Source organism: Psychrobacter sp. Pi2-1 (genome assembly GCF_904846645.1).
GTDB lineage: Bacteria > Pseudomonadota > Gammaproteobacteria > Pseudomonadales > Moraxellaceae > Psychrobacter.
This window is the reverse complement of record NZ_CAJHBO010000001.1, coordinates 386,173-410,873: the sequence shown is the minus strand read 5'-3', so window position 1 is coordinate 410,873 and position 24,701 is coordinate 386,173. Positions and strand designations below refer to the sequence as shown.

The following is a 24,701-nucleotide window of genomic DNA, read 5'->3' as shown; positions in this document are numbered from 1 at the left end:
TTTTATGTCTATTGATTCTCCCATTTTACCTTCGTCCTCTACTTTGTCTGACCATCCATTGTTGCAGCCATTAAATATCGGTGGCCTAACGATTGAAAACCGTTTGATGGTCGCACCGATGGCAGGCGTAACAGACAATCCTTTTCGCCGATTGTGCAAATCATTTGGCGCAGGTCATGCGGTCAGTGAAATGATCATCGCTGATACGGCACTTTATGCGCGCAAAAAATCCTTGTACCGTGCCAATTTTGACAACGAAATTGCGCCTATTTCGGCACAGATAGCAGGTGCTGAGCCGGATAAATTGGCTGAAGCGGCTCGCTATCAAATTGATAATGGCGCACAGATTATCGATATCAATATGGGCTGTCCGGCCAAGAAGGTCTGTCGTAAGCTGGCAGGCTCTGCATTGTTGCAAGACGAAGATTTGGTCGCGCGTTTACTAGATGCAACGGTCAATGCCGTTGATGCACCTGTCACGCTAAAGACACGTCTAGGCTTTGAAAACGGTCGTGAAAATATCTTACGAGTCGCCAAGCGTGCTGAGCAGGCAGGCATTGCAGCGATTGCTATTCATGGCCGTACGCGTGAAGACATGTATACAGGCAATGCACGCTATGAGCTAATACGCGAAGTCAAAGAAAGTATCAGTATTCCTGTTATTGCTAACGGTGATATAGATAGCGCGCAAAAAGCCCAACACGTCTATGAGATGACAGGCTGTGATGCGGTGATGATTGGGCGTGCTGCACAAGGGCAACCATGGATATTTCGCGATATTGAGCACTTTTTGCGTACTGGCGAGCGCCTAGAGGCACCAAGCGTCAGTGAGATAAAAGAGATCGTACTGGCCCATTTGCAAGAGCTCTATGATTTTTATGGGGAGTACTCAGGCTGCCGTATCGCTCGCAAACATATTGCATGGTATACGACAGGTATTCCAAACTCCAACGCCTTTAGACAGGCGATGTATGGCGAAGAGAGCACGGCTGGGCAATTTAAAGTGGTCGAGACTTTTTTGCAGGCGCACGAATAGCAAACGCTTAAATCTTGTTTTATAAACTCGTGCTAATCATGTCTATGCATCGCTTTTTGATGGCATTTTTGTCCAACAGCTATGTTTTATCAATTGGCACAGTATGATTGTCAGTATCAGACTGTTTATCAGGCGCAGGCTTTCTATTTTGCCAAGGGAACCGTCCTTCTAATTCAACCTGTAACGATAAGCTTAAAAAGGTTCGAATCAGTACGATAAAACCTAGCACCAGTACGCTGCGTAGCGATGGCTCGGTGACGACAGTAGCCACGATATCAGCGGCAATCAGTACTTCTAACCCCAACAATATAGACTTGCCTACGGTCTGTCTGATCTCTACATAAGTATCATTGTTGAAATGACCAGACGCTCGAAAAGCTCTATATAAAGCAAGAAATAGCCCAAAAAACATAATGAGGACGCCAATGACTTCGATCATTTTGGCAATTAAGTCAATATAGTGAGTTAGTGTGTCTATCAAAGCAGGTACTCCTCGTAATGGATTAGAAAAAAGCATAGCACTTAACACTTAGTACTTAGTAATTAACAACAAGCTAAAAATGTACTTATAAATATTTATGTCGACGAAATTTGTAAAAGTCCCGTTAGCTAACGCCCACTATGGTTTTGTTCACTCCATACGACATTTTTTTGCTATGCTATAACCGAATACCAATAACTATAGAATAAACGAAAAGGACTTTTTATGGCCAATCTCTCGAAAAAAGCAATTACCAAAGCCGTCAAAGGCAAGAATATTATCATTACAGGCGCTTCAAGTGGTATCGGTGAGCGTACGGCTTTTTTGCTCAGTGAATGTGGTGCGCATGTTATTTTGCTGGCCCGTACTGAAGATAAGCTAAAAATGGTCAAGGAAAATATCGAAACGCTTGGCGGCGCGGCCAGCTACTATCCATGCGACCTTACTAATATGGATGAGATTGAAAAAACCAGTGAAAAGATTTTGGCTGACTTTAAGCATGTCGATGTACTAGTCAACAATGCAGGACGTTCGATTCGCCGTTCAGTGCATGAGTCAGTCAACCGTTTTCATGACTTTGAACGTACCATGGAGATTAATTATTTTGGCGCGGTCAAAATCATTCTTGGTTTCTTGCCAACGATGATTGGTCGTCAAACTGGTCAAATCGTGAATATATCTTCAATTGGGGTATTGGCAAATAGCCCCCGTTTTTCAGCATATGTCGCGTCAAAGGCGGCCTTAGATGCATTTAGTCGCTGTTTGGCTGCTGAAATCAAAGGCGATAACATCAAAGTAACCAATATCTTTATGCCACTTGTACGTACCCCGATGATTGCGCCAACCAAGCTATATCGTTATATGCCAGCGCTGATGCCTGACGAAGCCGCGATGATGGTTGCAAAAGCCATCGTTCATAAGCCAAATAGCATTGCTAGTAATATGGGCAAATTTGCATCGGCGACTTATTCACTGGTACCAGCCTTTAACGTTGGCGTCCAGTCCATTGGTTATCGCATTTTCCCAAGTTCGACCGCTGCACAAACGACGGATAGCAAGCCTAACCTTGCTCAGCGCGCTTTTGCCAAAATTCTTCCTGGTGAGCATCACTAGAATCGATGTGTTATCAGGCTCGAATTTGAATAAAAAGGATACTACGGTATCCTTTTTTTATGCCTCAAACACTCTTAAGCAGTATAAAAGCCTTCTTCGCCGCCAGTGTGTGAAAGGCTTAGTTATACGTTAAATGAACCCTTAAAACTTCCGCTGTTAAATTTCCTACGTATCCTTAATTCCAAGAAAGATGAATAAAATTCATCTTATGTTTAAATTGTATCGTTTTTATTCATGTTTAGATTTCGGTATGATTCATCCCATACACAGATTTGGTTTTATCTCAGATAAATAAGGTAGCGGATCACCATGAGTAAAGAATTCAATTGTTCAATTAAGCACATTCGTTTTGACGAAAACTATCAGCCTGCAGATAGCACGCGTTTGACGACTAACTTTGCAAATTTGGCACGCGGCGAGCACCGCCAAGAGAACTTACGCAAAACGTTAACCATGATCAATAACCGCTTCAATGCATTGGCGCATTGGGACAATCTGACAGCAGATCGTTATTCTGTTGAAGTTGATATCATCTCTGTCGATCTAGATGTTAAAGGCAATGGTCAGACATTTCCTATTATCGAAACGCTAAAAACCACGATTGTGGATCATAAAGAAAACAAGCGTATCGACGGTATGGTTGGCAACAGTTTCTCCTCTTATGTGCGTGATTATGACTTTAGTATTGTGTTACCAGAGCATCGCGACAAAAACCTAGCATCCATAACGCCAGACAATTTTGGTGAGTTGCACGGCAAGCTGTTTCAATATTTATTGAATTCAGAGGCTTACACCGCTCATTTTCACAAAAAACCAGTGATTTGCCTGAGCGTGTCAACCAGCAAGACTTACTACCGTACTGTCAATCAGCATCCTGTATTGGGCATTGAGTACAAGCAAGATGAATACTCGTTGACCGACGACTATTTTCATAAAATGGGCTTAACGGTACGTTATTTTAAGCCTGAAGGTAGCGCCGCGCCATTAGCATTTTATTTTGCAGGGGACTTGCTCAGTGATTACACCGATCTTGAGCTGATTAGTGCAATCAGTACTATGGAGACCTTTCAGAAGATTTACCGTCCTGAGATTTACAATGCCAACTCAAGCGCTGGACAAGTGTATCAACCTAGCCTGAATTACCAAGACTATTCATTGACGCAAGTGGTCTATGACCGTGCCGAACGCAGTCAGATGGCAGTAACCCAAGGCAGATTTACTGAGACACATTTTATCAAGCCGTATCAAGCAATCCTTGAGGAATGGGCTGCAAGCTATGATGTAACAGGCGATACTGCTGAAAAAGAAGCTGCTGAAAAAGAAACGGCTAGGAAGCAAGCCGCTTAACTGAGCATTACTCATCAACATAATAAAAAATAAATTAACTAGAAGATAAATCGTATGAAACTACTATTACCGACGTCTACCGCTGGCAGCTTACCAAAACCTTCTTGGCTAGCAGAACCCGAGAAAATTTGGTCACCTTGGGCATTAGAGGGCGAGCAGTTGCTTGAAGCCAAGCGAGATGCGCTGCGTGTATCATTGCAAGAGCAGCAGCATGCAGGGATTGATATTGTCAGTGATGGCGAGCAGACCCGTCAGCATTTTGTGACTACGTTCATCGAACACCTTGATGGTGTCGACTTTGAGAAGCGTGAGACGGTCAAAATTCGTAATCGCTATGATGCGAGCGTGCCATCAGTCGTTGGTGCGGTGAGCCGTCCGAAGTCCGTGTTTGTTGATGATGCCAAGTTTTTACGCCAGCAAACTGATCAGCCAATCAAATGGGCGTTGCCAGGGCCGATGACGATGATTGATACGTTATATGACGGTCATTATAAAAGCCGTGAAAAACTGGCTTGGGAATTTGCTAAAATCCTGAACCAAGAAGCAAAAGAATTAGAAGCGGCTGGTGTTGATATTATCCAGTTTGATGAGCCCGCATTCAATGTATTCTTTTATGATGTAAACGACTGGGGTATTGCAACTTTAGAGCGTGCCATTGAAGGCCTAAAATGTGAAACAGCTGTCCATATTTGCTACGGCTATGGCATCAAAGCCAATACCGATTGGAAAAACACACTGGGCTCAGAGTGGCGCGAATACGAAAAAGCGTTCCCTAAACTGCAACAGTCGAAAATCGATATCATCTCACTGGAGTGTCAAAACTCACGTGTACCTATGGATCTGATTGAACTGATTCGTGGTAAAAAAGTGATGGTCGGTGCCATTGATGTGGCAACCAACACTATCGAGACACCAGAAGAAGTGGCAGATACGCTACGCAAAGCGCTACAATTTGTCGATGCTGACAAGCTATATCCTGCGACCAACTGCGGCATGGCACCTTTGTCTCGCCAAGTCGCACGTGGTAAGCTCGCAGCACTAAGCGCTGGTGCTCAAATCGTTCGCCAAGAACTGACTGCTTAGAGTCTAGCCGTTTAGGAAATTTTATTTAGAGAACTTCCCTTGCAAAACTAAAATTGAAGCACAATTTTTTAACGTTATTTTTTAACGTTTCTCAGGATTGAAGCAATGATTAAAGATAGGATTGACGCGACCGACTTTAGAGATGCCATGTCTTTGCTAACGACTGCGGTCAATGTGGTGACCACAGCAGGTACAACGGGCATACATGGGTTTACAGCATCGGCAGTATGTAGTGTCACAGACACACCGCCGACCTTGCTTGTCTGTATGAATCAAACGTCTCGGTCACATGGCTACTTTCTGGAAAACAAGATTTTAAGTGTCAATGTGTTAGGCGCGCAACATGAGCAGCTGTCCAATGCTTTTGCCTCTAAACTGTGTTCAGAAGAACGGTTTGCATATGGTTCTTGGACACAATTACAGACGGGCGCTCCTGTGTTAGAAGATGCCTTGGTCAGCTTTGATTGTGAGATTGAACAAATTCAAGAAGTCGGCACGCATAGCGTCTTTATGTGCCGCGTTGTCGCCATCAATCAGGCTGAGCCACAAGGCGGAACTGATGAAGGGTTGGTTTACTTTAACCGTGCCTATTCTAGAGTTGGGCAAGTGGAGCTTATTTAATCCAATACCTATTATCCAACACCTAAGCCTATGGACTATTGCTCGTTCAATATTGAGCAGTCATTTAACTATAATTATCATCTCATTAAATCTAAATAAGAAGTAACTATCCTGTGGAATTAATAACTTTTTTAGTAATAGGGGCGCTAGCAGGATTTGCTGCGGGGCTATTTGGAGTGGGCGGTGGGACTATTATCGTACCACTGCTATTTATTGTCTTTACGCAAATGGGTTACAGTCCTGACAGTATTATGCACTTGGCCTTGGGTACTTCACTGGCGACTATTATCGTTACATCCATAAGCTCGCTCATGGCGCATAACAAAAAGGGCGCAGTCATGTGGCCTGTTTTCAAAAATCTGACGCCAGGCTTAGCAATAGGCTGTTTTTTAGGGGCGGGGATCGCAGGACAGATATCTGGATTATATCTTCAGTTGATTGTTGGTGTGTTTTTGCTTTGGGTCGCTTATAAAATGTTTATGGGTGGCAAAAAGAAAGCAAATAACGATGCTAGCAATGTCCATATAGCCTTGCCTTCAAAGCCTAAACAGCTAGCAGCAGGGGCGGGTATCGGTATCGCTTCTGCTATTTTTGGGATTGGCGGTGGTAGCTTAACCGTACCTTACCTCACGCGTTACGGTGTGGTTATGCAAAAAGCCGTTGGAACCTCAGCCGCTTGTGGTTTACCTATCGCCATTGCAGGTGCGCTAGGGTTTATGTTCTTTGGTATGCAAGCGCAAGTCGACGTGCCCAATACGATTGGCTTTGTCCATATCTATGCTTTTTTAGGCATTAGCATCATGAGCTTTTTCACCGCCAAGCTAGGCGCAAAAGTCGCTCATGCATTATCGCCGCAGTTGTTAAAAAAATGCTTTGCGGTACTGTTGACCGTCGTAGGCTGTTACTTCTTATATAAAGGATTGTTCTAAGTGATTTGAGATTAATGGACGATTGAAAGGATTCAAGGGCAGGTTTTCAATTAGCATACCGACTAGCTACATTCTTAAATTATAGCTAATCGGTATGTAGCTGTATGGGGAATATGTCGAGCCAGTTTCTTATTTAGCTAAATCACTTAACCAAATACTCGCCATAATATCCAAAATATTCCTATCATCAAGACAGCGATCACGAGCAATCGTTTTAGCCAATAAGGCAGTAGAGGTTTCTTATAGCCTAAGTCATTCAACTGACTATCGACACCGTCCTGCAGCCCTTTAAACCCTTGGCTCTGCTTAGTCGTTTTAACACGATTTTTTACCAATGGCCCAGGCTCGTCTTCTTCTTGCTCTCTATCAAAGCTAATGGCTTGATTTGGAATGCCCTGTTTACTAGCGATAGTGTTGAGCTTCTGTTGTTGCTTTACTTTCAGCTGGGTCTCATAAGCATCAATCCTACTTTTGGCTTCATCCATACTGATGTTTTCATCTGCCGCCAAAGTTTTAATAGCCATTACTAGGTTGTTTTTTTCGACCATCATAATGACGTCTCTTGGCAACTTGGTATTGACCGGTTTTGCGCTAGGGTCGGGGTTAAACATGATTGTCCTTATTACGGCGTATAAGTGTGAATGAGTAATATGCTCATTATAACCATGTTAGATAAGCAATGTTCAAGCAAAAAAATACCGCGGCCACTATGGTGACTGCGGTATTTTATGATTTATCGTTATCGGCATTTTTGCCAATATTTGATAATTATAGATCTTTCCAGCGTTGGATAGACTCTTTGATAACTTCTTTCGCTTCTGCGACATCGCCCCAAGATTCAACAACCGTCGTACCAGCTTTTTTCAGGTCTTTGTAATGACTGAAATGGAACTCTAATTGGTTAATCAACTGCTTTGGTAGGTCTTCTAAGCTGTTGTAAGCATTGCCTGTGTCACGGTCATCAGCAGGGACAACGACGATTTTGTCATCTACTTCGCCATCATCGACAAACTTCATCACACCGATAACTTTTGCTTTTAAGAAAATACCAGTCGGTAGTGGCTGCTCAGTCAGTAGCAATACGTCAAGCTCATCGCCGTCTTCGTCAAGTGTTTGTGGGATGAAACCATAGTTACAAGGTTTGGCAAAAATCTGTGGGTCAATACGGTCAAGCTCAAATACTGCTAATTCGCGATTCCACTCAATTTTATGGCTGCTACCAGCTGGGATCTCTACTACTACGTTGATGATGCCGCCGTCTACGTCGCCTGCGTCCAAAATTTTGTTAAAATCTGCCATAAAATGCTCCAATTTGCTTTTGTTTTAAATGTTTGAATAAGGGGTTGAGCTAGGGATCCAGCAAGGATAGTTGCTGCGTCCGATTTGTACTGCATGTGATTATAGCAAGTTTGTACTGAATTTTCTCTTAATGCTTAAGTCTAAGCGTGCAAGATATTATGCAAAAAAAGATTATGCAAAAACGGACTCAAAACTTACTTAGGTGCGATAGCTCGCAACTCAATCAGACCAGCATGGCGCTTGGCGATGTTATCAATAAGTTTTTGAGTGACTGTCTCATAGCTGAATGAATCGCTAATTTGCTGCTCGGTCTGCGCCTCCGGCTTTGTTTGCTCTGAATCTGTCTGCATGGCTACAAAATCAGACAGTCGCAACATTTGCATGCCGGCATAGCCACAAGGATTGATGGCGTTAAATGAAGACAGGTCACAATTTAAATTAATCGCAATACCATGGTAGCTAAAACCATGCTTAATCTTAAAGCCTAGCGAGGCCATTTTGCCAAGCATAATCTTATTATCAAGAGAGTTGTCATCTGTAAAGGTGCTGTCATCTGTTGCAGCAGTATCTGCATATAGGTAGACACCTGGGGCATCGCGGCGCGCATGAGCACTGATATTGTCACTATTAGATGGTGAGCTACGCAAACAGTCGTTGATGACGTCTTCTATCGCTTGCTCAGCATGGGAGACAAGATTGCGCACACTCCATTTAAGACTGTCCAAGTCAAACAACCAATAGATCACTAACTGCCCATGACCATGCCATGTCACTTGACCACCGCGATCGGTCTTGATGATAGGCGTGTCAGTACGCTGTAATATGTGTTCTTCTTTGCCTGCCTGTCCAAGCGTGTAGACGTCGTTATGATCTACAATCCATAATTCATCAGGCGTACGCAGCCCTTGTCGTTTCTTTAGATCGATACGTTCAAGGGTGCGTGCCAGCATCGCATCTAGAGTAGGGACATAATCGGCCGCTGAGAGAGATTTGCTGACAAGCGTATCATTAAGGAGTTGTGTGTCATTTTGCATGAGAGTATCTGTCTTATTATTATCAAGTTTAAAATAAATAATGCTCATCGGTAGTGTAGCAGTTTTGGCGACTATCGCCCAAAGATATATACTGTCGCAATGTCTGTAAGTGGCATAAATGCTAATAATAAACAGCTAACAATGGCTGACGAAATAATAGGTATAGAACCGTGGCAAGTGGTTCATAGCGGTGCTGCTAGTACAGACGCAGTAGTCAACTAAAGATGCTGTTCATTGCTCAGTCGATGCGCTACATTAAAGTGTGATGAATGGAATCTGATGAAGTTTATAGTCAGAGTAGGTTATCAAAGAGTGCACCTGACTAGAAAGATAGAGCCTCTAACCCAATATAATGTAGTGACTACAAACCTTATGACTATTACTATGATTATGACAAGGAAGACAAATGACAGATAGCAACCAAAGCGCCCATGAGCAGCCAGTGACCGAGACCGGTTTTGCGCTGCAGCGTGTGCCTGAAGCACTAAGTACGGCGAAGACTATCGATGAGATGAAAGCGCAATTTTCACGCTTGCAAATGTTAAGCCGTACCCAGCCAATCAATGATTGGGGCACACGTACGACGCAGCTAGACAATCTAGAAGTGATGCTTAGCGATAACCAAGAGAGTTTTGCAAAGGCAATTAGTGCAGATTTTGGCTATCGTAGCCAGTCAGAGACGCAGTTTGCTGAGTTATTTCCTAGCTTTACCGGTATCAGCCACGCCAAGAAACACGGCAAAAAATGGATGAAAGCCCATCGTGCGCCTATTTCAGCGCTATATATGCCAGCTCATAATGAAATTCAGCCGCAGCCATTGGGTGTGGTCGGTATCATGGTGCCTTGGAACTATCCGTTATTTTTAGCAATTGGCCCGATGATTGATGCAATCACTGCGGGTAACCGCATTATGGTCAAAATGAGTGAAGCTGCGCCGCAATTTGCTCAGACGTTTGCTGACGCTATTGCTCGTTATTTTTCGCCAGATATGATCTGTGTGGTACTCGGTGAAGTTGAGATTGCCGCCGCCTTTAGTGAGCTACCATTTGACCATCTGCTATATACCGGATCGACTGCAGTGGGCAAAAAGGTCATGGCTGCCGCTGCGCCAAATCTAACACCAGTGACGCTTGAGCTTGGTGGCAAATCACCTGTGATTGTACTAGATGATGCCAATCTAGAGTCTGTCGTCAATCGAGTGATGATGGGTAAGACACTAAATGCTGGACAGACGTGTATTGCGCCAGATTATGTCTTGATTCAGCGCCAATACCATGACCAGTTTATCCAATTCGCAAAAGAGTGGATGACCAAGCATTATCCTAATATTGAAGAAAACCCAGATTATTCTCGCATTATTAATGGTGAGCAGTTCAAACGGGTAAAAGGCTATCTAGATGCGTTAACAGGCGGCGAGGTACATGCGTTAACTGGCGCCGAACCCAATATAGAAAACCGTCTAATGCCGCCAGTCATCGTCAGCGAGCCTGCGCCTGACAGCGACCTCATGCAAAATGAGATTTTTGCCCCGATATTGCCGCTGATGCATTATGAGACGCTTGATGATGCCATTTACTTTGTGAACTCGCGTCCACGGCCATTGGCGCTATATGTGTTTAGTGATAACTACAGCAGTATCGAAAACGTGCGTAACAATACGGTCTCGGGTGGCTTATGTATCAACGAAGTTTTGATACATGTGGCTCAGCATGACTTGCCGTTTGGTGGTGTGGGTGACTCTGGTACTGGCGCATATCATGGTAAGGCTGGCTTTGAACGCCTCAGCCATATGAAGCCTATTTTTGTACAAACCAAGCTCAATGGTCTGAATTTATTATTGCCGCCTTATGGTGGACTGTTTAAAAAGGCGATGGCACTGTTTTTAAAATAACGATTCTTGAGTTAGACATTTTATAGTAGCTATAGAAATTAATAGTGACCTTTTTAATCGATATCATAACCAATAGCACCTATCCAGATAGGTGCTATTTTTTTATCTAAAATATGAATTTATAAACATAGATTTCTAAAATTAAGAGCGACTTGTTATAAGAGCTTTATTAAAATTATCGTAAATTTGTATACTGAATTAATCGACAAATAAGCGTTTGTCATCACTTCTATAAATCGCTACACTTTGTAGTAAGTCTAAACAACAGTAGATAGTAGCTGAATGGTCTAGAGCTAGCATTGGTAAACATGATATAGACCTTTCAGCTGTTTTTTAGCTCTATTGTTTTAATAGTGATTTCATGCCGATACAACATAATAATAGGAAAGAGTATGCGCCAATGGATTGCATTAAGCTTACTGTGGATGAGCGCGATACTACTGCCTGTATCGGCGTCAGCGGCGTGTGAATCACCGATTAAATTTGGGGCGCTAACCTGGGAGAGTGGGCAATTTACCTCCGGCGTACTCAGACATATCGTAGAAGATGGGTACGGCTGCACAGTAGAAGAAGTACCAGGAGCAGGGCCTGCACTTGATACAGCGCTCTCACAGAACGATATTCAGGTCATCGGGGAGCAGTGGGTTGGTCGCTCGCCAATCATGGAAAAAGCCATTGAGCAGAATAAAGTGGCCATCATCGGCGATACGCTAAAAGGCGGTGCAACTCAAGGCTGGTATGTCCCAAGATACGTCTTGGAAGAGAACCCAGGACTACGCAGCTATCAAGATTTGCCCAAATATACTGAGCTATTTAAAGACCCTGAAGATCCTGGTAGATCACGCTTTATGAACTGTCCTTCTGGTTGGACGTGTGAGATTTTTAACACACGTTTGCTAAAAACCACCGGTCTAGACAGTCTTTTTAACAACGCACACCCTGGTACAGGTGCTGCTCTCGATGCCGAAATTGCCTCCGCTTTTGAACAGCATAAGCCACTGTTGTTTTACTACTGGCAACCCACTGGGCTAATGGCAAAATATGACCTTGCGCCATTAGAGTTTCCAGCTTATGAGGATGCTTGTTGGCAAAATCTGCTGCTCGCTGATGGTAAGATGGATTGCGTGTCAGGATTCCCAGTATCACCGTTAGGTATTGCTGTTTCTACCCCGTTTGTCGAATCCAATCCCGAACTAGCAGCTGTCTTTGAAAAGGTGCAATTTACCTCTGATGAGCTCAACGGTGCTATCTTGGAGATGAGCGAAAGTAAACGTACTGGAGATGAGCAAGCCGTGGTGTTTTTGCGTGACAACCCAGAGGTTTGGCAAGCATGGTTATCCGATGAGGCTGCTACCAATCTCGCTACCAAGTTAGGTCTTAGCTCAACGGGTGCTATCTCTACAGAAGCAACTGCATCTAGTATCAATGCGTCAGCGCTCGCATCAAGCTTTCCTTCATGGTCGCTTGAGACCCCACTCAATAATGCCTTAGCAAACGTCGTCCAAAACTATGGCGATGTATTTCGTACTATTAGCACAATGGCGCTTACTTACCTGCTATTACCTATTAAACGATTATTAACGGTTGTCCCGCCTTGGCTTATTATTGCATTTGTGACTGTGCTTGGCTGGTTTGGTGTCCGCAAGATTTGGTTCGCGCTGGCATGTGGTGCAGGGTTGTTTTTGATTGGTGCTTTTGGCTTATGGGGCGCATTAATTGACACTCTAGCGCTGCTTATCGTATCGGTACTGGTCACGGTGGTGATTGGTATTCCTATTGGTATCGCTATGTCAGGTAGCAAACTGCTACGCAAGACTGTGACGCCAGTGTTAGATATCATGCAGACCATGCCGAGTTTTGTATATCTCATACCAGTGCTGATGTTGTTTGGTATTGGTAAAGTGCCTGCGTTATTCGCGACTGTGATTTATGCGCTGCCACCCTTGATTCGTCTGACGACGTTAGGGATTACACAAGTCAATCATGAAATGGTCGAAGCAGGACGATCCTTTGGTAGTACGCATTTACAGCTACTTCTTTGGATTAAATTGCCACAAGCGTTGCCCAGTATTATGGCAGGTATCAATCAGGCTGTGATGATGTCACTTGCCATGGTGGTATTGGCCTCAATGATTGGTGCTCCTGGTCTTGGTGAAGATGTGTTGCAGTCTATCCAAACGCTCAATATCGGTCAGGGCCTACAAGCAGGTACGGCCATCGTTATCGTTGCCATTATCATTGATCGTATTACGCAAGCATTTGGTCAAGGTAAGCGTACCCGTCAAAAAAACATCGAAGCAGGCAGACGTCCGATTGGGTAGAAGGTTGTGTAATGGTGGCATATGACTGAACCCATGGTAATCGACCGAAGCCCTGATAATAAAAACCACGTGAATAGTGAGAGCACCGATGAATCATATTCAACTAAAAAATATCAGTAAGATTTATAATGCCAGTAGCACGCAAGCACAGTCTGCATTGGCATTGCTGGCTGAGGGTATGGATAGCATCAAAGTAAAAGAGCAAACGGGCTATTCAGTTGGTCTGTATGATATCAATCTAGATATCAAGGCAGGCGAGTTGCATTGCATCATGGGTCTGTCAGGCTCAGGAAAATCAACGCTGATACGCCATATTAATCGTTTGATAGATCCAACCAGTGGTGAGATATGGGTAGATACTGCTCTGAATAGAGAAGATGCGACTCATACAACGACTGATAGGCAATCAGCGACAGATAATACAAGTACGGTAGTAGAAGAGCGTTCTGCTACGGCTATTAATATTTTAGCGCTCAACGATAAACAGTTGCAGCATTATCGTCAGCAGACCGTCAGTATGGTTTTTCAGCATTTCGGCTTAGTGCCGCATATGACGGTCATACAAAACGTTGCTTATGGTCTGCGTGTCCGAAAAATGAGCGTAAACGAGCGACACGAAACGGCTCGACATTGGCTTAATGAAGTAGGTCTATCCAATTTGGAAAACAGCTACCCTGATGAGCTCTCAGGGGGAATGCAGCAGCGCGTTGGTTTGGCTCGTGCCTTAGCGACGGATAATCCAATTTTGCTAATGGATGAAGCGTTCTCTGCACTTGATCCGCTCATTCGCGCTCAGTTGCAAGACCAGCTACTCGAATTACAAGATCGATTGAACAAGACCATTGTATTTATTACCCATGATATCGATGAAGCTGTCAAAGTAGGTCAGCGTATCAGTATGCTAAATGGTGGTCGGCTTATACAAACGGGGACGCCAAGCGAGTTGCGGCATAATCCTGCTGATGACTATGTCGAGCAGTTTATGAGTGCAAAATCATAGGTTGTGCTAACCATTTATGAATAGATTGTCTGGATAGACTTATACAATGTTTTTATGAATGGTGTAAATAATCGCAATCATTTTACTGGCTTTTCACTATCATTTTGCTGCAATCAAAAGTGAACTCTGAAATAAATACCAAACTTCGTTATACTGAACGGTTTATCGATGGCTCATAATGAATGAGCGTGTATTGTTTATCGTCCACATATGATGTCGCTTTGTCTATCAAATGACGTTTGTTTCTTATTTTGCACTTTTAAGGCCATAGCATGACCGTTTCTTATGCACCTATTATTACTTCATTGCTTGATAATGATTTGTACAAATTTACGATGTTACAAGCCATGCTGCATCAGTTCCCGCAAACCCATGGTGTTTATCGCTTTCGTTGCCGTAATAACAAAGATGCAGCCTATCCATTGGCTGACATCCAAAAGGATTTAGAGCAGCAACTAGACAGCTTATGCGAATTGCGATTTTTGCCAGATGAGCTTGAGTACTTGCGTAGCCTACGCTTTATTCGCTCAGATTTCGTTGATTATCTAGAGTTGTTTAAGCTAAAACGCCGCTTTATTACGGTAAGTACAGACGATAAAGGTCGCCTGTTTATCGATATCGAAGGGCCGATGATTCAAGCGATGTTCTTTGAAGTATTTGTATTGGCCATTGTCAATGAGCTGTATTTTAATGCGCTATCTAATGACAGCGTGATAGAAGAAGGGCAACGTCGCCTCGATGAAAAAGTAGCACTCTTACATCAGTATGCCGAAGCGCAAACCCAGTACGGTCACGATACGCCGCCATTTATCGTCGCTGATTTTGGCACGCGTAGACGTTTTAGTCGACGTTGGCAGGCACATGTAGTGGAAACGCTACATAAAGCCGAGCCAAAGATAGTCGGTGGTACATCAAACGTGTATTTGGCCAAGCAACTAGGAATGACGCCGATAGGCACCATGGCACATGAGTTTATGCAGGCGTTTCAGGCATTAGATGTGCGTCTGCGTGACTCACAAAAGGCCGCGCTTGAAGCGTGGGTGCATGAGTACCGTGGCGACTTGGGTATTGCATTGACAGATGTAGTCGGCATGGATGCGTTCTTACGTGATTTCGACTTGTATTTTGCTAAGCTATTCGACGGTCTGCGTCATGATAGTGGTGACCCTTACATCTGGGGTGATAAGGCGATTGCCCATTATGAGAAGTTAAAAATAGACCCAAAGACAAAGATTTTGACCTTTAGCGATGGGTTGGATTTAGAGAAGGCGTGGGAGTTGCATCAATATTTCAAAGGTCGCATCAGAACTAGCTTTGGTATTGGCACCAATCTGACCAATGATATGGGCATTACGCCGATTAATATCGTGCTCAAGTTGGTAGAGTGTAATGGTCAGCCAGTCGCCAAGCTGTCTGATAGCCCAGGCAAGACCATGATCAATAACGACACGTATCTTGCCTATCTGCGCCAAGTCTTTGAGGTTGACGAACCAGAGTAAACAGAATATCAAACGGTTGCATTGCCAAATGAGATTGATGCGCTTAGTTTGGCCAAACAGCTGCTATCTAGTGGCTGTTTTTCGTTTAACTATCAACAATGCTGGTAGATTTTTCTTCGGCAAAGGCTGCATCCAATGCTTGTTGCACGGCGTTGATACGAGTCTCGCAAACGCGATAAGCGGCAATAGACTCTTCAACCGTTGTCATCAGATTATCAATATCAGGCTCGTCCTGTTGCTGTAGTTCAGCCGCATTGGTTTTTAAAATATCATAAGCCGCCTTAAAGGTTTTTGGGGCGGCTTTTTTGCGTCGGCGAGTAGGGGTAGTCATAAAATTTCCTAATTGTTAAAGGTAAGTAGATGAGTAATCTGTAGATATTATTATGTGGTTAAGTTGGAGTGCCTGAAGTTTCTATCGCTTCTTTATCCATATTGACATCGATAATCTGCGCTTTTGCATTGCCATCTTTTAAAATAATATTGACGGTTTGCTCAGGATACAGTTGGGTGCTACTAGTGAGCGTCTGCTTTTTTTGAGCATCCGTGAGCATGGTATAGCCTTGCTTGAGTACGCGAGACGGTCGATGTAATAGCACGATGTCACGTAGATGTTCGCTATCGCGCTGTGCTTGCACAATTTGCTGCTGCGCGTTCTGCATGATTGTCTCTTGATGACTTTTGCTATTGGTAGCGGCTTTTGCGAGCTGTTGACGCGCCAAGGTTTGCGTTTGTGTGTATCGCTCAGCCGTCAGCCTGACTGCTTGCTTTACTTGGCGCTGGGCACTTTGTTGAATACTGCGCCATGCATAGTCACTGTCTTTTCGTAGAGCGGTGAGCTGCCCAATCGTTTGCGACTGTATTTGGCTTAACTGGCGTGCGGTTTGTTGCTCAGCAATATTCAATTGACGCTGAGCCGCTTGCTTGATTTGCGCTTGATATTGTAGCGTCTGAGTGACGAGCTGGGCTAAATGGCTATGGATGGCAGCAATCACCTTTGAGGGTGTGTCAAAGCTGATATGCGCCACTTCATCTAAGATGACTTTGTCACGCTCATGACCGATACCTACCCAGACAGGAATAGGCTGTTCGGCAACCAAAGCTGCTAGCTCATAATCATTGAGATAAGCCAAATCACCAACCGCACCGCCACCACGAATAATAACCAACAAGTCTGGTAGACGCTGATAAGTATCGTAAAACTGCTGCTGGGCGCTAACGATTGCTTGACGGATTTCAGCGGGTGCATGATTGCCCTGAAAAGTCGCACTATGGTAGTGGAAGTGACACGCACCTGTACTGGCTAAGCGATCGGCATCTGCTTGAAAATCACCCAAGCCTGCTGCCTTTTCAGGGGCGATGACTAGCACATGCTCGATATCAAAAGGGGCAGGTAGCTGTTGATTAAGATGTAATAGCCCTTCACCTGTTAGGCGGTCAACCATTTCTGCATATTGCCGTGCCAAGTCGCCTAGCGTATAGCTGGGATCAATATCTTCAATGGTGATTGAAAAGCCGTACTGGGCATGGAAGCCTGCCGATACTTTGAGGAGTACGGTCAAATCACGCTCAAGCGGCATACCAGTCGCGCGCTCAAACTTGGCTAATACACGAGCCGCTTTAAAACGCCATAGATTGCCACGGCAGCTGGCGACCACTTTGCCATCGTCATCTTTTTCTGCCAGTTCAAAGTAGTAATGACCACCTTTACTTGACAGATTACGGATTTCAGCTTTTACCCAGACACGGTGGTCAAAAGTTTGTTTGATGACCATCTCAACCGCTGATAAGTAATCACTTAGGCGTAGGACCGTATCCTCTAGATGGTCTTCCTGCTCAGCGAGTTCTGCCTCTAGAGTGGCCAAATCTTTGGCAGGTGCTAATACTTTGGCCTGTTTAATATTTGAAAGATTGGGTTTGCGCATAATATTAGACCAAAGATAATGAAAATATAAAGACTGACGAGGATGTGCTGAATACGATAGCGGATAGTTTAACTTAAAAAGAAGAGCACAAAAAGCGAAGCCAACAAGCTTTGACTGATATATTATCTATATCGCAGTTTGTTGGCTGTTTAATCAGAGAAGAATTGTATGTCACTTAATGTTAGCGGTTAGAGCGTAAACCTGTTTGCGTCTAAAAGAGATTGTCGTGTAGAGAAAAGTAGATGGATATTTTTAGCTAGATATAGTCGATCCAAGATAATCCAGATACAAGGAAGGCAAGCGAAAGTGCTACAAATAGTAGACTGAGTGAGCCTGACACTGTATCTGTTTTATATAGTATTGACTATATTTATTGGCAACGGAAGTTAATGGTGTATTCATAATCATCGCTACGTGACAAATCTGGTGTACCCGTGCCAAATATCGAGCCAACGACAGCACCTACTTGACCAACCATACGGCCAGTGCGTTCGTTTAAGATACCGTTATATTTTACGTTGTCATCAACGATAATCACTTGCTTGCTTCGACAGGTTTTTTGCGCACTATCGATCGCATTTTGTTGTGCTTTGACTTTGGTATCAGCGATACCGGTTGTCTCATAGATAGAGTTGGCACGCTGAATCACGGGTGAAGAAGGTGTACTTTGACAGGCGCTCAAAGCAAGTGCAGCCATTAACGTTGCCGTTAAGCTGGCAGTTTTATTAAAAGTATTCATAAGTAATTCCTGATTTATATAGGCTGAACGTCTTAGCTATAGGCAAAGCTTTATGAATGTAGCTTATCTAGATATTACCTGTCTAGACAGTTATTGTGTGCTGTATTACCAGTATATTGCCGATGAACCTTGCCCCAGATATAAACCAGTTTAATATCTTGAGAACAGCAATATTGCAAAACTGTAGACAACCGTTATTGACCAAAAATAAAACAAGTCGCATCCGTACACAGCAAATCACTTGAAATATAAATTGTATCTAGGATAATTGAGCCATTCATTTTTTATTAATAAGTAATACTATGCAATTAATTCCTGCTCCTGCTGGCGTGCTAGAGGTTGACGCACTGTGGCAAAATGACAATCCCAATGACCCAAATACAGACACGGTGGCGCTGCTTTGCCATCCCAATCCATTGTTTGATGGTACGATGAATAACAAGGTGGTCACCACCATGTATCGCTTTGCCCGCGACAATGGTATGCATGTGGTGCGCTTTAACTTTCGCGGCGTTGGTCAATCGACAGGCGAGCATGATTACGCGGAAGGTGAAGTGGTCGATGCAATGACCGTGTTACAATGGATTGCTGAACAAACCAATGCTCGAAAGCTATGGCTGGGTGGTTTTTCTTTTGGTGGCTATGTCACGGCACGCGTGGCTGAGCAAGTGCTTGAAGCCGCACATATATGGGGATTGGGTGACTTTGAAGTAACGAAAATCGCCCTTATCGCACCATCAGTCGAAAAAAACGATAGTACTGATATTAGTTTGCCTGCGGATAGAACTTTTGAGATTTATGGTAATGCCGATGAAGTGATTGAACCTGATAATATGCAGGCATTTGCAGACCGATTAGGCATTGAAGTCAGCGTGGTTGATGGCGCGGGTCATTTCTTCCATGGTCGCTTATCAGAGCTCAAGGGCTTATTAGACAAGCATAGCTTTAGGCAGGACAGCTAATTTATTTGTTACCTAGTTCAAATTGATGGTTTTCGTTTTGATATGGTTTAGCATGGCTTGCTTGGCAGCACCAGCGTTATGCTAAATTATCCTACTATTTTGATATTTATTTAATTCAACGATGAGTCGTATTATGAGTTTATCTCCATTGCAACGTTACGAGAAAGCCGTCAGTACAGATGAGTTTACTCGGGATGAGCAGCAATTTCAGGCCATGAGCTATCTTGATGAGATATACCATCAGCTCATCAATAGTGCACCGCAAAAGAAAGGTTTTTTTGGTTTTTTGAAATCCAAGCCAGTCGCGCCAACGGGTCTTTATATGTGGGGCGGTGTTGGCCGCGGTAAAACGTGGATGATGGACATGTTTTATGACTCGTTGACCATCGAGCGCAAAATGCGTCTGCATTTTCATCATTTTATGCAGCGTGTCCATAGAGAGCTTAACAAACTACAAGGTGAGAGCGATCCACTCGAAAAAGTCGCCGATATTATTTATAAAGAAGCGGTTATCATCTGTTTTGATGAGTTTTTTGTTTCTAATGTCTCTGATGCCATGATATTGGGCGATTTGTTCACTATGCTGTTCAATCGCGGTATTACTTTGGTTGCTACTTCAAACATTGAGCCAGCTGGATTGTATAAAGATGGCTTACATCGTGACCGTTTTATGCCTGCCATTGCGGAAGTTGAGCGTCATACGACGGTAATGAATATCGACTCGGGAATTGATTATCGTCTGCGCGTATTACAGCAAGCTGAGCTATACGAAGCGCCGCTTACTAAGGCAAACTACCATTGGTTAGCCAACCGTTTTGCGAGCTTGTCGAATAATCAGAAAATCAATAAAGAGCCCATTACTATCAATGGACGAGAAGTGAAAATCAACGCTTGTACCGAAGATATCTTATTCTGTGACTTCCGTCATCTTTGTATGGCGCCGCGATCAGCCGCTGATTTTATTGAGCTTGCCAAACGCTTTAGTACTGTTTTAGTTGACTCTGTACCAGCACTAGATGACGACTTGCGTGATCCAACGCGCCGCTTTATTTATCTCGTCGATGAATTTTATGATCGCCGTGTGAAATTATTGGTACGGGCAGAGCAGCCGATTCTAGACTTGTACCAAGGAGAAAAGTTGGCGTTTGAGATTGAACGTACTCGCTCACGTCTGCTTGAGATGCAGTCAGAAGACTATCTACGCATGGATCATCGAGTCGAAGATGTTGCGTAGTTTATCGCTGAGTTGAGGCTGCATATGTGTAGCTCTCAACTTCTCTATAGCTGTTAAAAAATAAGAAAATGATATTATAAATAATAAGTAGTGATAGATAATAATAAATAAGGATAAAACAATGACTACATCTGACAATGCTGATAATGAAAGCCAAGAAACTGAAGACAACAAACTGTCTATTAAGAATGTAGCAGCGAATGATATCTCATCTACCAGTGAAGAGCTGATAGGCTGGATAAATTCAAGACGCAGCATGGGTAATCTAGATGAGCCAGCACCAACACGTGCGCAGATTGAATCTGCCATTGAGTGTGCGGCAACTGCGCCAGATCATAAAAAATTACGTCCGTGGCGGTTTATCGTGACGCAAGGTGAGGCGCGCCATGAATTAGGCCGTGCTTTGCTCGAAGCTGCCCAAGCAAAAGCGCTACAAGATGGTGAAGAGTTGTCTGAAAAAACCATCACTAAAACTCAAAATATGCCGCTGCGAGCGCCGCTGATCATAACGGCTGTAACTCAAATGCAAGAACACAAAAAAGTACCACCTTTTGAGCAGATGCTCAGTGCGGGTGCTGCTGTGCAAAATCTAATTTTGGCATTAAAGGCCCAAGGGTTTAGTACCGTTTGGCGCACTGGGCTGCTGTGTAATGAGCCTGCAGTAAAAGCGTATTTCGGTGTAGGCGCAGATGATTATGTGACCGCTTTTGTTTATACTGGCACAAGCCCCAAGGATGAGTCCAAACGCAAACCTATTGATATCGAACCGCTAGTTCGCTTCGAGTCGTAATGTAGCTCAGTATTGTCTATTTATAAGATTATAATTGCATAAAGTTGTAATTCAAAGATAATAAGGCTCAGTAGCTGAGCACGATAGATTCCATTGATAATACGTCAGTCAACACGGATAAAAGAACATGACAAGCCCTAACAATAGTAATAAAAACAACACCAGTGCTAATAATGAAACGGACAAAGAGTCGTCTGAAAAGCATAACGGTATGCTTGCAGGTATTCTTGAGCGAGCAACCAAGTCAGGTCTCGGCCGTAAAAAGTCAAATCCTAGCCCTGTTGAATCAGCTGTGGCAAAGGATATGGCCGACATTCATAGCAATCCAACCAAGCTGCGTTTGGCGTTTTTAGGGGGTGGTAGCTTCGGTACGGCAATGGCAAATTTAGCCGCACGTAATGGCTGTGATACTACGCTGTGGGTACGTAATAAGCGTACCGTAAAAGCGATGGCCAAAACACAGACCAATAAAAAGTATCTACCAGGCTATAAGCTTGATGATCGATTGAAGTACAGCCATGATTTGGCGGCAAGCGTCAAAGACAAAGACATTATTTTTATCGCTGTGCCAGGTTTAGCTTTTCGTGAAACGCTAAAGAATATTGCGCCTTTTATTAGTGGTCAGTCTATTGTGTCGTTGACTAAAGGCATGGAAAAAGACACCTTTGCGATGATGAGCGATATCATCAAAGAAGTGCTGCCAGAAGTGAACTTTGGCGTCATGTCAGGACCGAACCTCGCTATCGAAATCATGAAAAATATGCCGTCTGCTACGGTTATCGCAAGTGAATCGGAACCATTACGTCATGCCGTACAAGCAGCACTACACAGTGCCTTCTTTAGGGTATTTGCTAGTGATGATATACGCGGCGTCGAGCTTGGCGGCGCGCTCAAAAATATCTACGCAATTGCCATGGGTATGGCAGCCGCTTATGAAGTAGGTGAGAATACGAAGGCGATGATTCTTACTCGTGCTTTGGCAGAAATGAGTCGTTTTGGCGTTGAAGAAGGTGCCAATCCGCTCACTTTCTTGGGCTTATCTGGCGTAGGCGATTTATATGCTACTTGTAGCTCAGAGCTAAGTCGTAACTATCGTATCGGTAATATGCTCGGTCGTGGTATGAGCATTGATGCCGCGGTCAAAAAGCTTGGCCAAACTGCTGAAGGGGTAAATACCATTCAGCAAGTACATGAAAAAGCGACCAAAGCGGGTATCTATATGCCAATTACTCATGCGCTCTATGCGGTCATTTATGAAGACAAGGCTGCTCTAGGCGTTGCGTTACATCTAATGGAAGCAGGATTCCGTAGCGATGTTGAGTTTGTCATGGCACATGATCATAGCAATGCAGCACTTACGGCTCATATGAAAACCTCTGGCAGTAATACCAAAAGCAAAGACAGCGATGCTGATAAGTAAGACACACCGTTAAAAATCAGTATTAAGAGAGTCGAACTTAGCGCTCCAAGGAAGGTTATGAAAATTATATTAGTACGTCATGGTCAAGCAGAAGACGAAACACGTCCAGATAGCGCGCGTCAGCTGACGGACTTTGGTCAGCAGCAAGCAGCGCAAACGGCAGAGTATGTGACCACTCACTATAGCCCAGATCGTTTTGTGGTTAGCCCTTATACGAGAGCGCAGCAGACTTTATCTACGTTCCAGTCGCGAGCGCCGCAAGTAGCCTCATCTGTGCAGGACAATATCACGCCCTCGGATGATGCGCGCCAAGCTCTGATAGATATTGCCAATATTGAAGCTGAGTGTTTGGTCGTTGTTTGTCATATGTCTATCGTCGCCTATATCGCGGGCTTGCTGACAGGCGATTATCCAGAGTCTTTCTCTCTAGCGGAAGCCAGAGTGTTTGATATGGAGTTTGTGATGACTGGCATGGCAACGGAAGTTGATCGATTTGTTCCTGACCAGCCTTATTAGACTAGACATTCTAATATTTTGCTTAGAAACGATTTGCTAGAGCAGAATTGATTAGATATGACGGATTTAAAATGGTATTGGTACAAAGTTCAGCCCTTTATCAATCATATAAAATCATCCAATGCTTTCAAAAACCGCATCAATCCTTAACGATATTTTGATAACCGCAGCAATAATTGAGGACACGTTTAGTGTTACATGTTTGGTTACGAGCGCAGCATAGCCCGCTAGCTGTCTGGCACGAAGATGTACAGCAATGGCAAATGGTTGATGGTTGGCAACAGCTGCAAACAATCTATGGTAACTATAAATCCAATAGCCAAAAGGCGCTTTGTCTATATTTTCCCTCAAGTCATGCGTTGCAAGTGGATACGGCACTTAATGCTGCTCAGCTTAAACAGCTTGGTAATAGCGGCAAGCAATACCTATTTGAAGAAACCTCATTAACGCCTATTGAGCAATTGAACATCCGTCAATTGAGCCATGCTGATACGACGCAACTGTACGCACTGGCACAAAACGATATTGAGTCATGGCAACAAAGCGCGCAGCTAGCCGGTATGAATATAGTAGCGTTACTGCCAGATTTTTTATTGTTGCCACCGCCAGAAGAGGGCGCAGGTCAACAAGTGACCCTTTATCAAGATTCGCAGACTATGCTGCTGCGCCAATCATTGCGTCAGGGTATGGCCGTCAGCTATTTACCGCTAATGTTTGAGCGTTTCCCGCATTTGAGTGAATTAATGGTACTGCCGTCTATTGAGGCACCTATTGACGCATCGGTCGACTCACTAGATTCCTCATCGCCCATGGATTTAGTGGCGCAAACTAAAGCGCTGATCGCTGATCATCAGCTATTGCTGACGGCCCTGCCTACAGTACCTAAGCAAATTGACAGTCCTGAAAGTCACGCGCTTAATTTCTTTATGAAATCTACTGACTCACAACTATCACCATACCTACGGGTGGCGATGATGGTTGCGCTATCAGCGTTAGTGCTGCAAATGGCAACTGATGGTGTGCAGTGGTATAAGTATAATGAAGCGACGGCAGCAACCAAGACTGCAATTGCGGCACAGTATCAATCTTGGTTCGCCGATGAGCCACTGAGTACGCGCACAAAACTGCAAGTACAGCTGCAACCAAAACTGCGTAGCGATAGCCAAGCGCCTGCGTCACATATGGCAGCACTGTCACGCATATCACCGCTGATTAAGCAGTCCTCATTGCATGCACAGTCGCTGGTAATGCAGCCATCAGCGCTCAGTTTTACCTTGATTGCTCCAGATCGCGGTAGTCTTGATAAATTTACGAGTACACTGGTAGCACAAGGCTTGAATGCCAAACTTGCGCAAGTGAATAGTAATGAGCAAGGTCAGTTTAGTGGTCAAGTCACTGTCAATGTGATAGAAAACAATATTGCAGAAAACAGCGACATGGCAAACAATGCGGCAGCGTCGTAAC

General features: G+C 44.0%; 23 protein-coding genes. 16 read left to right on the top strand and 7 right to left on the bottom strand.

The window, feature by feature from the left end; genetic code table 11:
• The first annotated feature begins 4 nt into the window (after positions 1-4).
• Positions 5-1,036 carry a tRNA dihydrouridine synthase DusB gene (gene dusB / locus JMX91_RS01585; RefSeq protein ID WP_201547384.1) on the top strand — a complete coding sequence of 344 codons (1,032 nt, stop codon included), beginning with the start codon at positions 5-7 and terminating at the stop codon, positions 1,034-1,036.
• 79 nt (positions 1,037-1,115) lie between these two features.
• On the opposite strand, the gene JMX91_RS01580 is transcribed toward dusB, so the two are convergent.
• A complete protein-coding gene (locus JMX91_RS01580) occupies positions 1,116-1,517 on the bottom strand; it encodes a DUF1622 domain-containing protein (protein ID WP_201547383.1) in 402 nt (133 codons plus the stop codon).
• Positions 1,518-1,742: 225 nt separating this feature from the next.
• Here JMX91_RS01580 and JMX91_RS01575 point away from each other — a divergent pair, with 225 nt between their 5' ends.
• The 5 genes from JMX91_RS01575 to JMX91_RS01555 all read left to right on the top strand — a co-directional run bounded on the left by JMX91_RS01575 (position 1,743) and on the right by JMX91_RS01555 (position 6,610).
• The gene (locus tag JMX91_RS01575; RefSeq protein WP_134292499.1) at positions 1,743-2,630 is read left to right on the top strand and encodes an SDR family NAD(P)-dependent oxidoreductase; all 888 of its coding nucleotides are present in this window, start codon (positions 1,743-1,745) and stop codon (positions 2,628-2,630) included.
• A 309-nt stretch (positions 2,631-2,939) separates the two neighbouring features.
• Positions 2,940-3,977 carry a DUF1852 domain-containing protein gene (locus JMX91_RS01570; RefSeq protein ID WP_201547382.1) on the top strand — a complete coding sequence of 346 codons (1,038 nt, stop codon included), beginning with the start codon at positions 2,940-2,942 and terminating at the stop codon, positions 3,975-3,977.
• Between the two features lie 54 nt (positions 3,978-4,031).
• Positions 4,032-5,060, top strand: a complete 1,029-nt coding sequence (locus JMX91_RS01565; protein ID WP_201547381.1) for a methionine synthase — start codon at positions 4,032-4,034, stop codon at positions 5,058-5,060.
• 105 nt (positions 5,061-5,165) lie between these two features.
• On the top strand, positions 5,166-5,681 hold the full coding sequence (locus JMX91_RS01560; RefSeq protein ID WP_201547380.1) for a flavin reductase: 516 nt from the start codon (positions 5,166-5,168) through the stop codon (positions 5,679-5,681).
• Positions 5,682-5,794: 113 nt separating this feature from the next.
• Entirely contained in the window at positions 5,795-6,610 is an 816-nt protein-coding gene (locus JMX91_RS01555) for a sulfite exporter TauE/SafE family protein (RefSeq protein WP_201547379.1), read from the top strand.
• A gap of 146 nt (positions 6,611-6,756) precedes the next feature.
• On the opposite strand, the gene JMX91_RS01550 is transcribed toward JMX91_RS01555, so the two are convergent.
• From JMX91_RS01550 to lipB, 3 genes are all read right to left on the bottom strand, one after another.
• Positions 6,757-7,221, bottom strand: coding sequence for a hypothetical protein (locus tag JMX91_RS01550; RefSeq protein WP_101205393.1), 465 nt, complete (start codon positions 7,219-7,221; stop codon positions 6,757-6,759).
• A 157-nt stretch (positions 7,222-7,378) separates the two neighbouring features.
• Entirely contained in the window at positions 7,379-7,909 is a 531-nt protein-coding gene (locus JMX91_RS01545) for an inorganic diphosphatase (protein ID WP_057759479.1), read from the bottom strand.
• A gap of 194 nt (positions 7,910-8,103) precedes the next feature.
• A complete protein-coding gene (lipB, locus tag JMX91_RS01540) occupies positions 8,104-8,943 on the bottom strand; it encodes a lipoyl(octanoyl) transferase LipB (RefSeq protein WP_201547378.1) in 840 nt (279 codons plus the stop codon).
• Positions 8,944-9,349: 406 nt separating this feature from the next.
• Between lipB and JMX91_RS01535 the strand changes: the two genes are divergently transcribed.
• The 4 genes from JMX91_RS01535 (at position 9,350) to pncB (ending at position 15,654) form a co-directional block, all read left to right on the top strand.
• The gene (locus JMX91_RS01535; protein WP_201547377.1) at positions 9,350-10,834 is read left to right on the top strand and encodes a coniferyl aldehyde dehydrogenase; all 1,485 of its coding nucleotides are present in this window, start codon (positions 9,350-9,352) and stop codon (positions 10,832-10,834) included.
• 392 nt (positions 10,835-11,226) lie between these two features.
• The gene (locus tag JMX91_RS01530) at positions 11,227-13,155 is read left to right on the top strand and encodes a glycine betaine ABC transporter substrate-binding protein (protein WP_201547376.1); all 1,929 of its coding nucleotides are present in this window, start codon (positions 11,227-11,229) and stop codon (positions 13,153-13,155) included.
• Between the two features lie 88 nt (positions 13,156-13,243).
• The gene (locus JMX91_RS01525; protein WP_201547375.1) at positions 13,244-14,155 is read left to right on the top strand and encodes an ATP-binding cassette domain-containing protein; all 912 of its coding nucleotides are present in this window, start codon (positions 13,244-13,246) and stop codon (positions 14,153-14,155) included.
• 272 nt (positions 14,156-14,427) lie between these two features.
• Positions 14,428-15,654 (top strand): nicotinate phosphoribosyltransferase, encoded by a 1,227-nt coding sequence (pncB, locus tag JMX91_RS01520; protein ID WP_201547374.1) that lies wholly within the window; start codon positions 14,428-14,430, stop codon positions 15,652-15,654.
• A gap of 85 nt (positions 15,655-15,739) precedes the next feature.
• On the opposite strand, the gene xseB is transcribed toward pncB, so the two are convergent.
• The 3 genes from xseB to JMX91_RS01505 form a co-directional block, all read right to left on the bottom strand.
• Positions 15,740-15,985 carry an exodeoxyribonuclease VII small subunit gene (gene xseB, locus JMX91_RS01515; protein ID WP_201547373.1) on the bottom strand — a complete coding sequence of 82 codons (246 nt, stop codon included), beginning with the start codon at positions 15,983-15,985 and terminating at the stop codon, positions 15,740-15,742.
• Positions 15,986-16,043: 58 nt separating this feature from the next.
• Positions 16,044-17,576, bottom strand: coding sequence for an exodeoxyribonuclease VII large subunit (xseA, locus tag JMX91_RS01510; protein ID WP_201547372.1), 1,533 nt, complete (start codon positions 17,574-17,576; stop codon positions 16,044-16,046).
• Between the two features lie 370 nt (positions 17,577-17,946).
• Positions 17,947-18,315: a hypothetical protein gene (locus tag JMX91_RS01505; RefSeq protein ID WP_201547371.1), complete on the bottom strand. Its 369-nt coding sequence runs from the start codon at positions 18,313-18,315 to the stop codon at positions 17,947-17,949.
• A 302-nt stretch (positions 18,316-18,617) separates the two neighbouring features.
• On the opposite strand from JMX91_RS01505, the gene JMX91_RS01500 reads away from it, so the two are divergent.
• The 6 genes from JMX91_RS01500 (at position 18,618) to gspL (ending at position 24,700) form a co-directional block, all read left to right on the top strand.
• Positions 18,618-19,277, top strand: coding sequence for an alpha/beta hydrolase (locus tag JMX91_RS01500; protein WP_201547370.1), 660 nt, complete (start codon positions 18,618-18,620; stop codon positions 19,275-19,277).
• 133 nt (positions 19,278-19,410) lie between these two features.
• The gene (gene zapE / locus JMX91_RS01495) at positions 19,411-20,511 is read left to right on the top strand and encodes a cell division protein ZapE (RefSeq protein WP_201547369.1); all 1,101 of its coding nucleotides are present in this window, start codon (positions 19,411-19,413) and stop codon (positions 20,509-20,511) included.
• A 121-nt stretch (positions 20,512-20,632) separates the two neighbouring features.
• The gene (locus JMX91_RS01490; RefSeq protein ID WP_201547368.1) at positions 20,633-21,301 is read left to right on the top strand and encodes a nitroreductase; all 669 of its coding nucleotides are present in this window, start codon (positions 20,633-20,635) and stop codon (positions 21,299-21,301) included.
• Between the two features lie 127 nt (positions 21,302-21,428).
• Positions 21,429-22,721 (top strand): NAD(P)H-dependent glycerol-3-phosphate dehydrogenase, encoded by a 1,293-nt coding sequence (locus tag JMX91_RS01485; RefSeq protein WP_201547367.1) that lies wholly within the window; start codon positions 21,429-21,431, stop codon positions 22,719-22,721.
• Positions 22,722-22,778: 57 nt separating this feature from the next.
• Positions 22,779-23,237, top strand: a complete 459-nt coding sequence (locus JMX91_RS01480; protein ID WP_201547366.1) for a SixA phosphatase family protein — start codon at positions 22,779-22,781, stop codon at positions 23,235-23,237.
• 191 nt (positions 23,238-23,428) lie between these two features.
• Positions 23,429-24,700 (top strand): type II secretion system protein GspL, encoded by a 1,272-nt coding sequence (gene gspL / locus JMX91_RS01475; protein ID WP_201547365.1) that lies wholly within the window; start codon positions 23,429-23,431, stop codon positions 24,698-24,700.
• Position 24,701 lies beyond the last annotated feature (1 nt).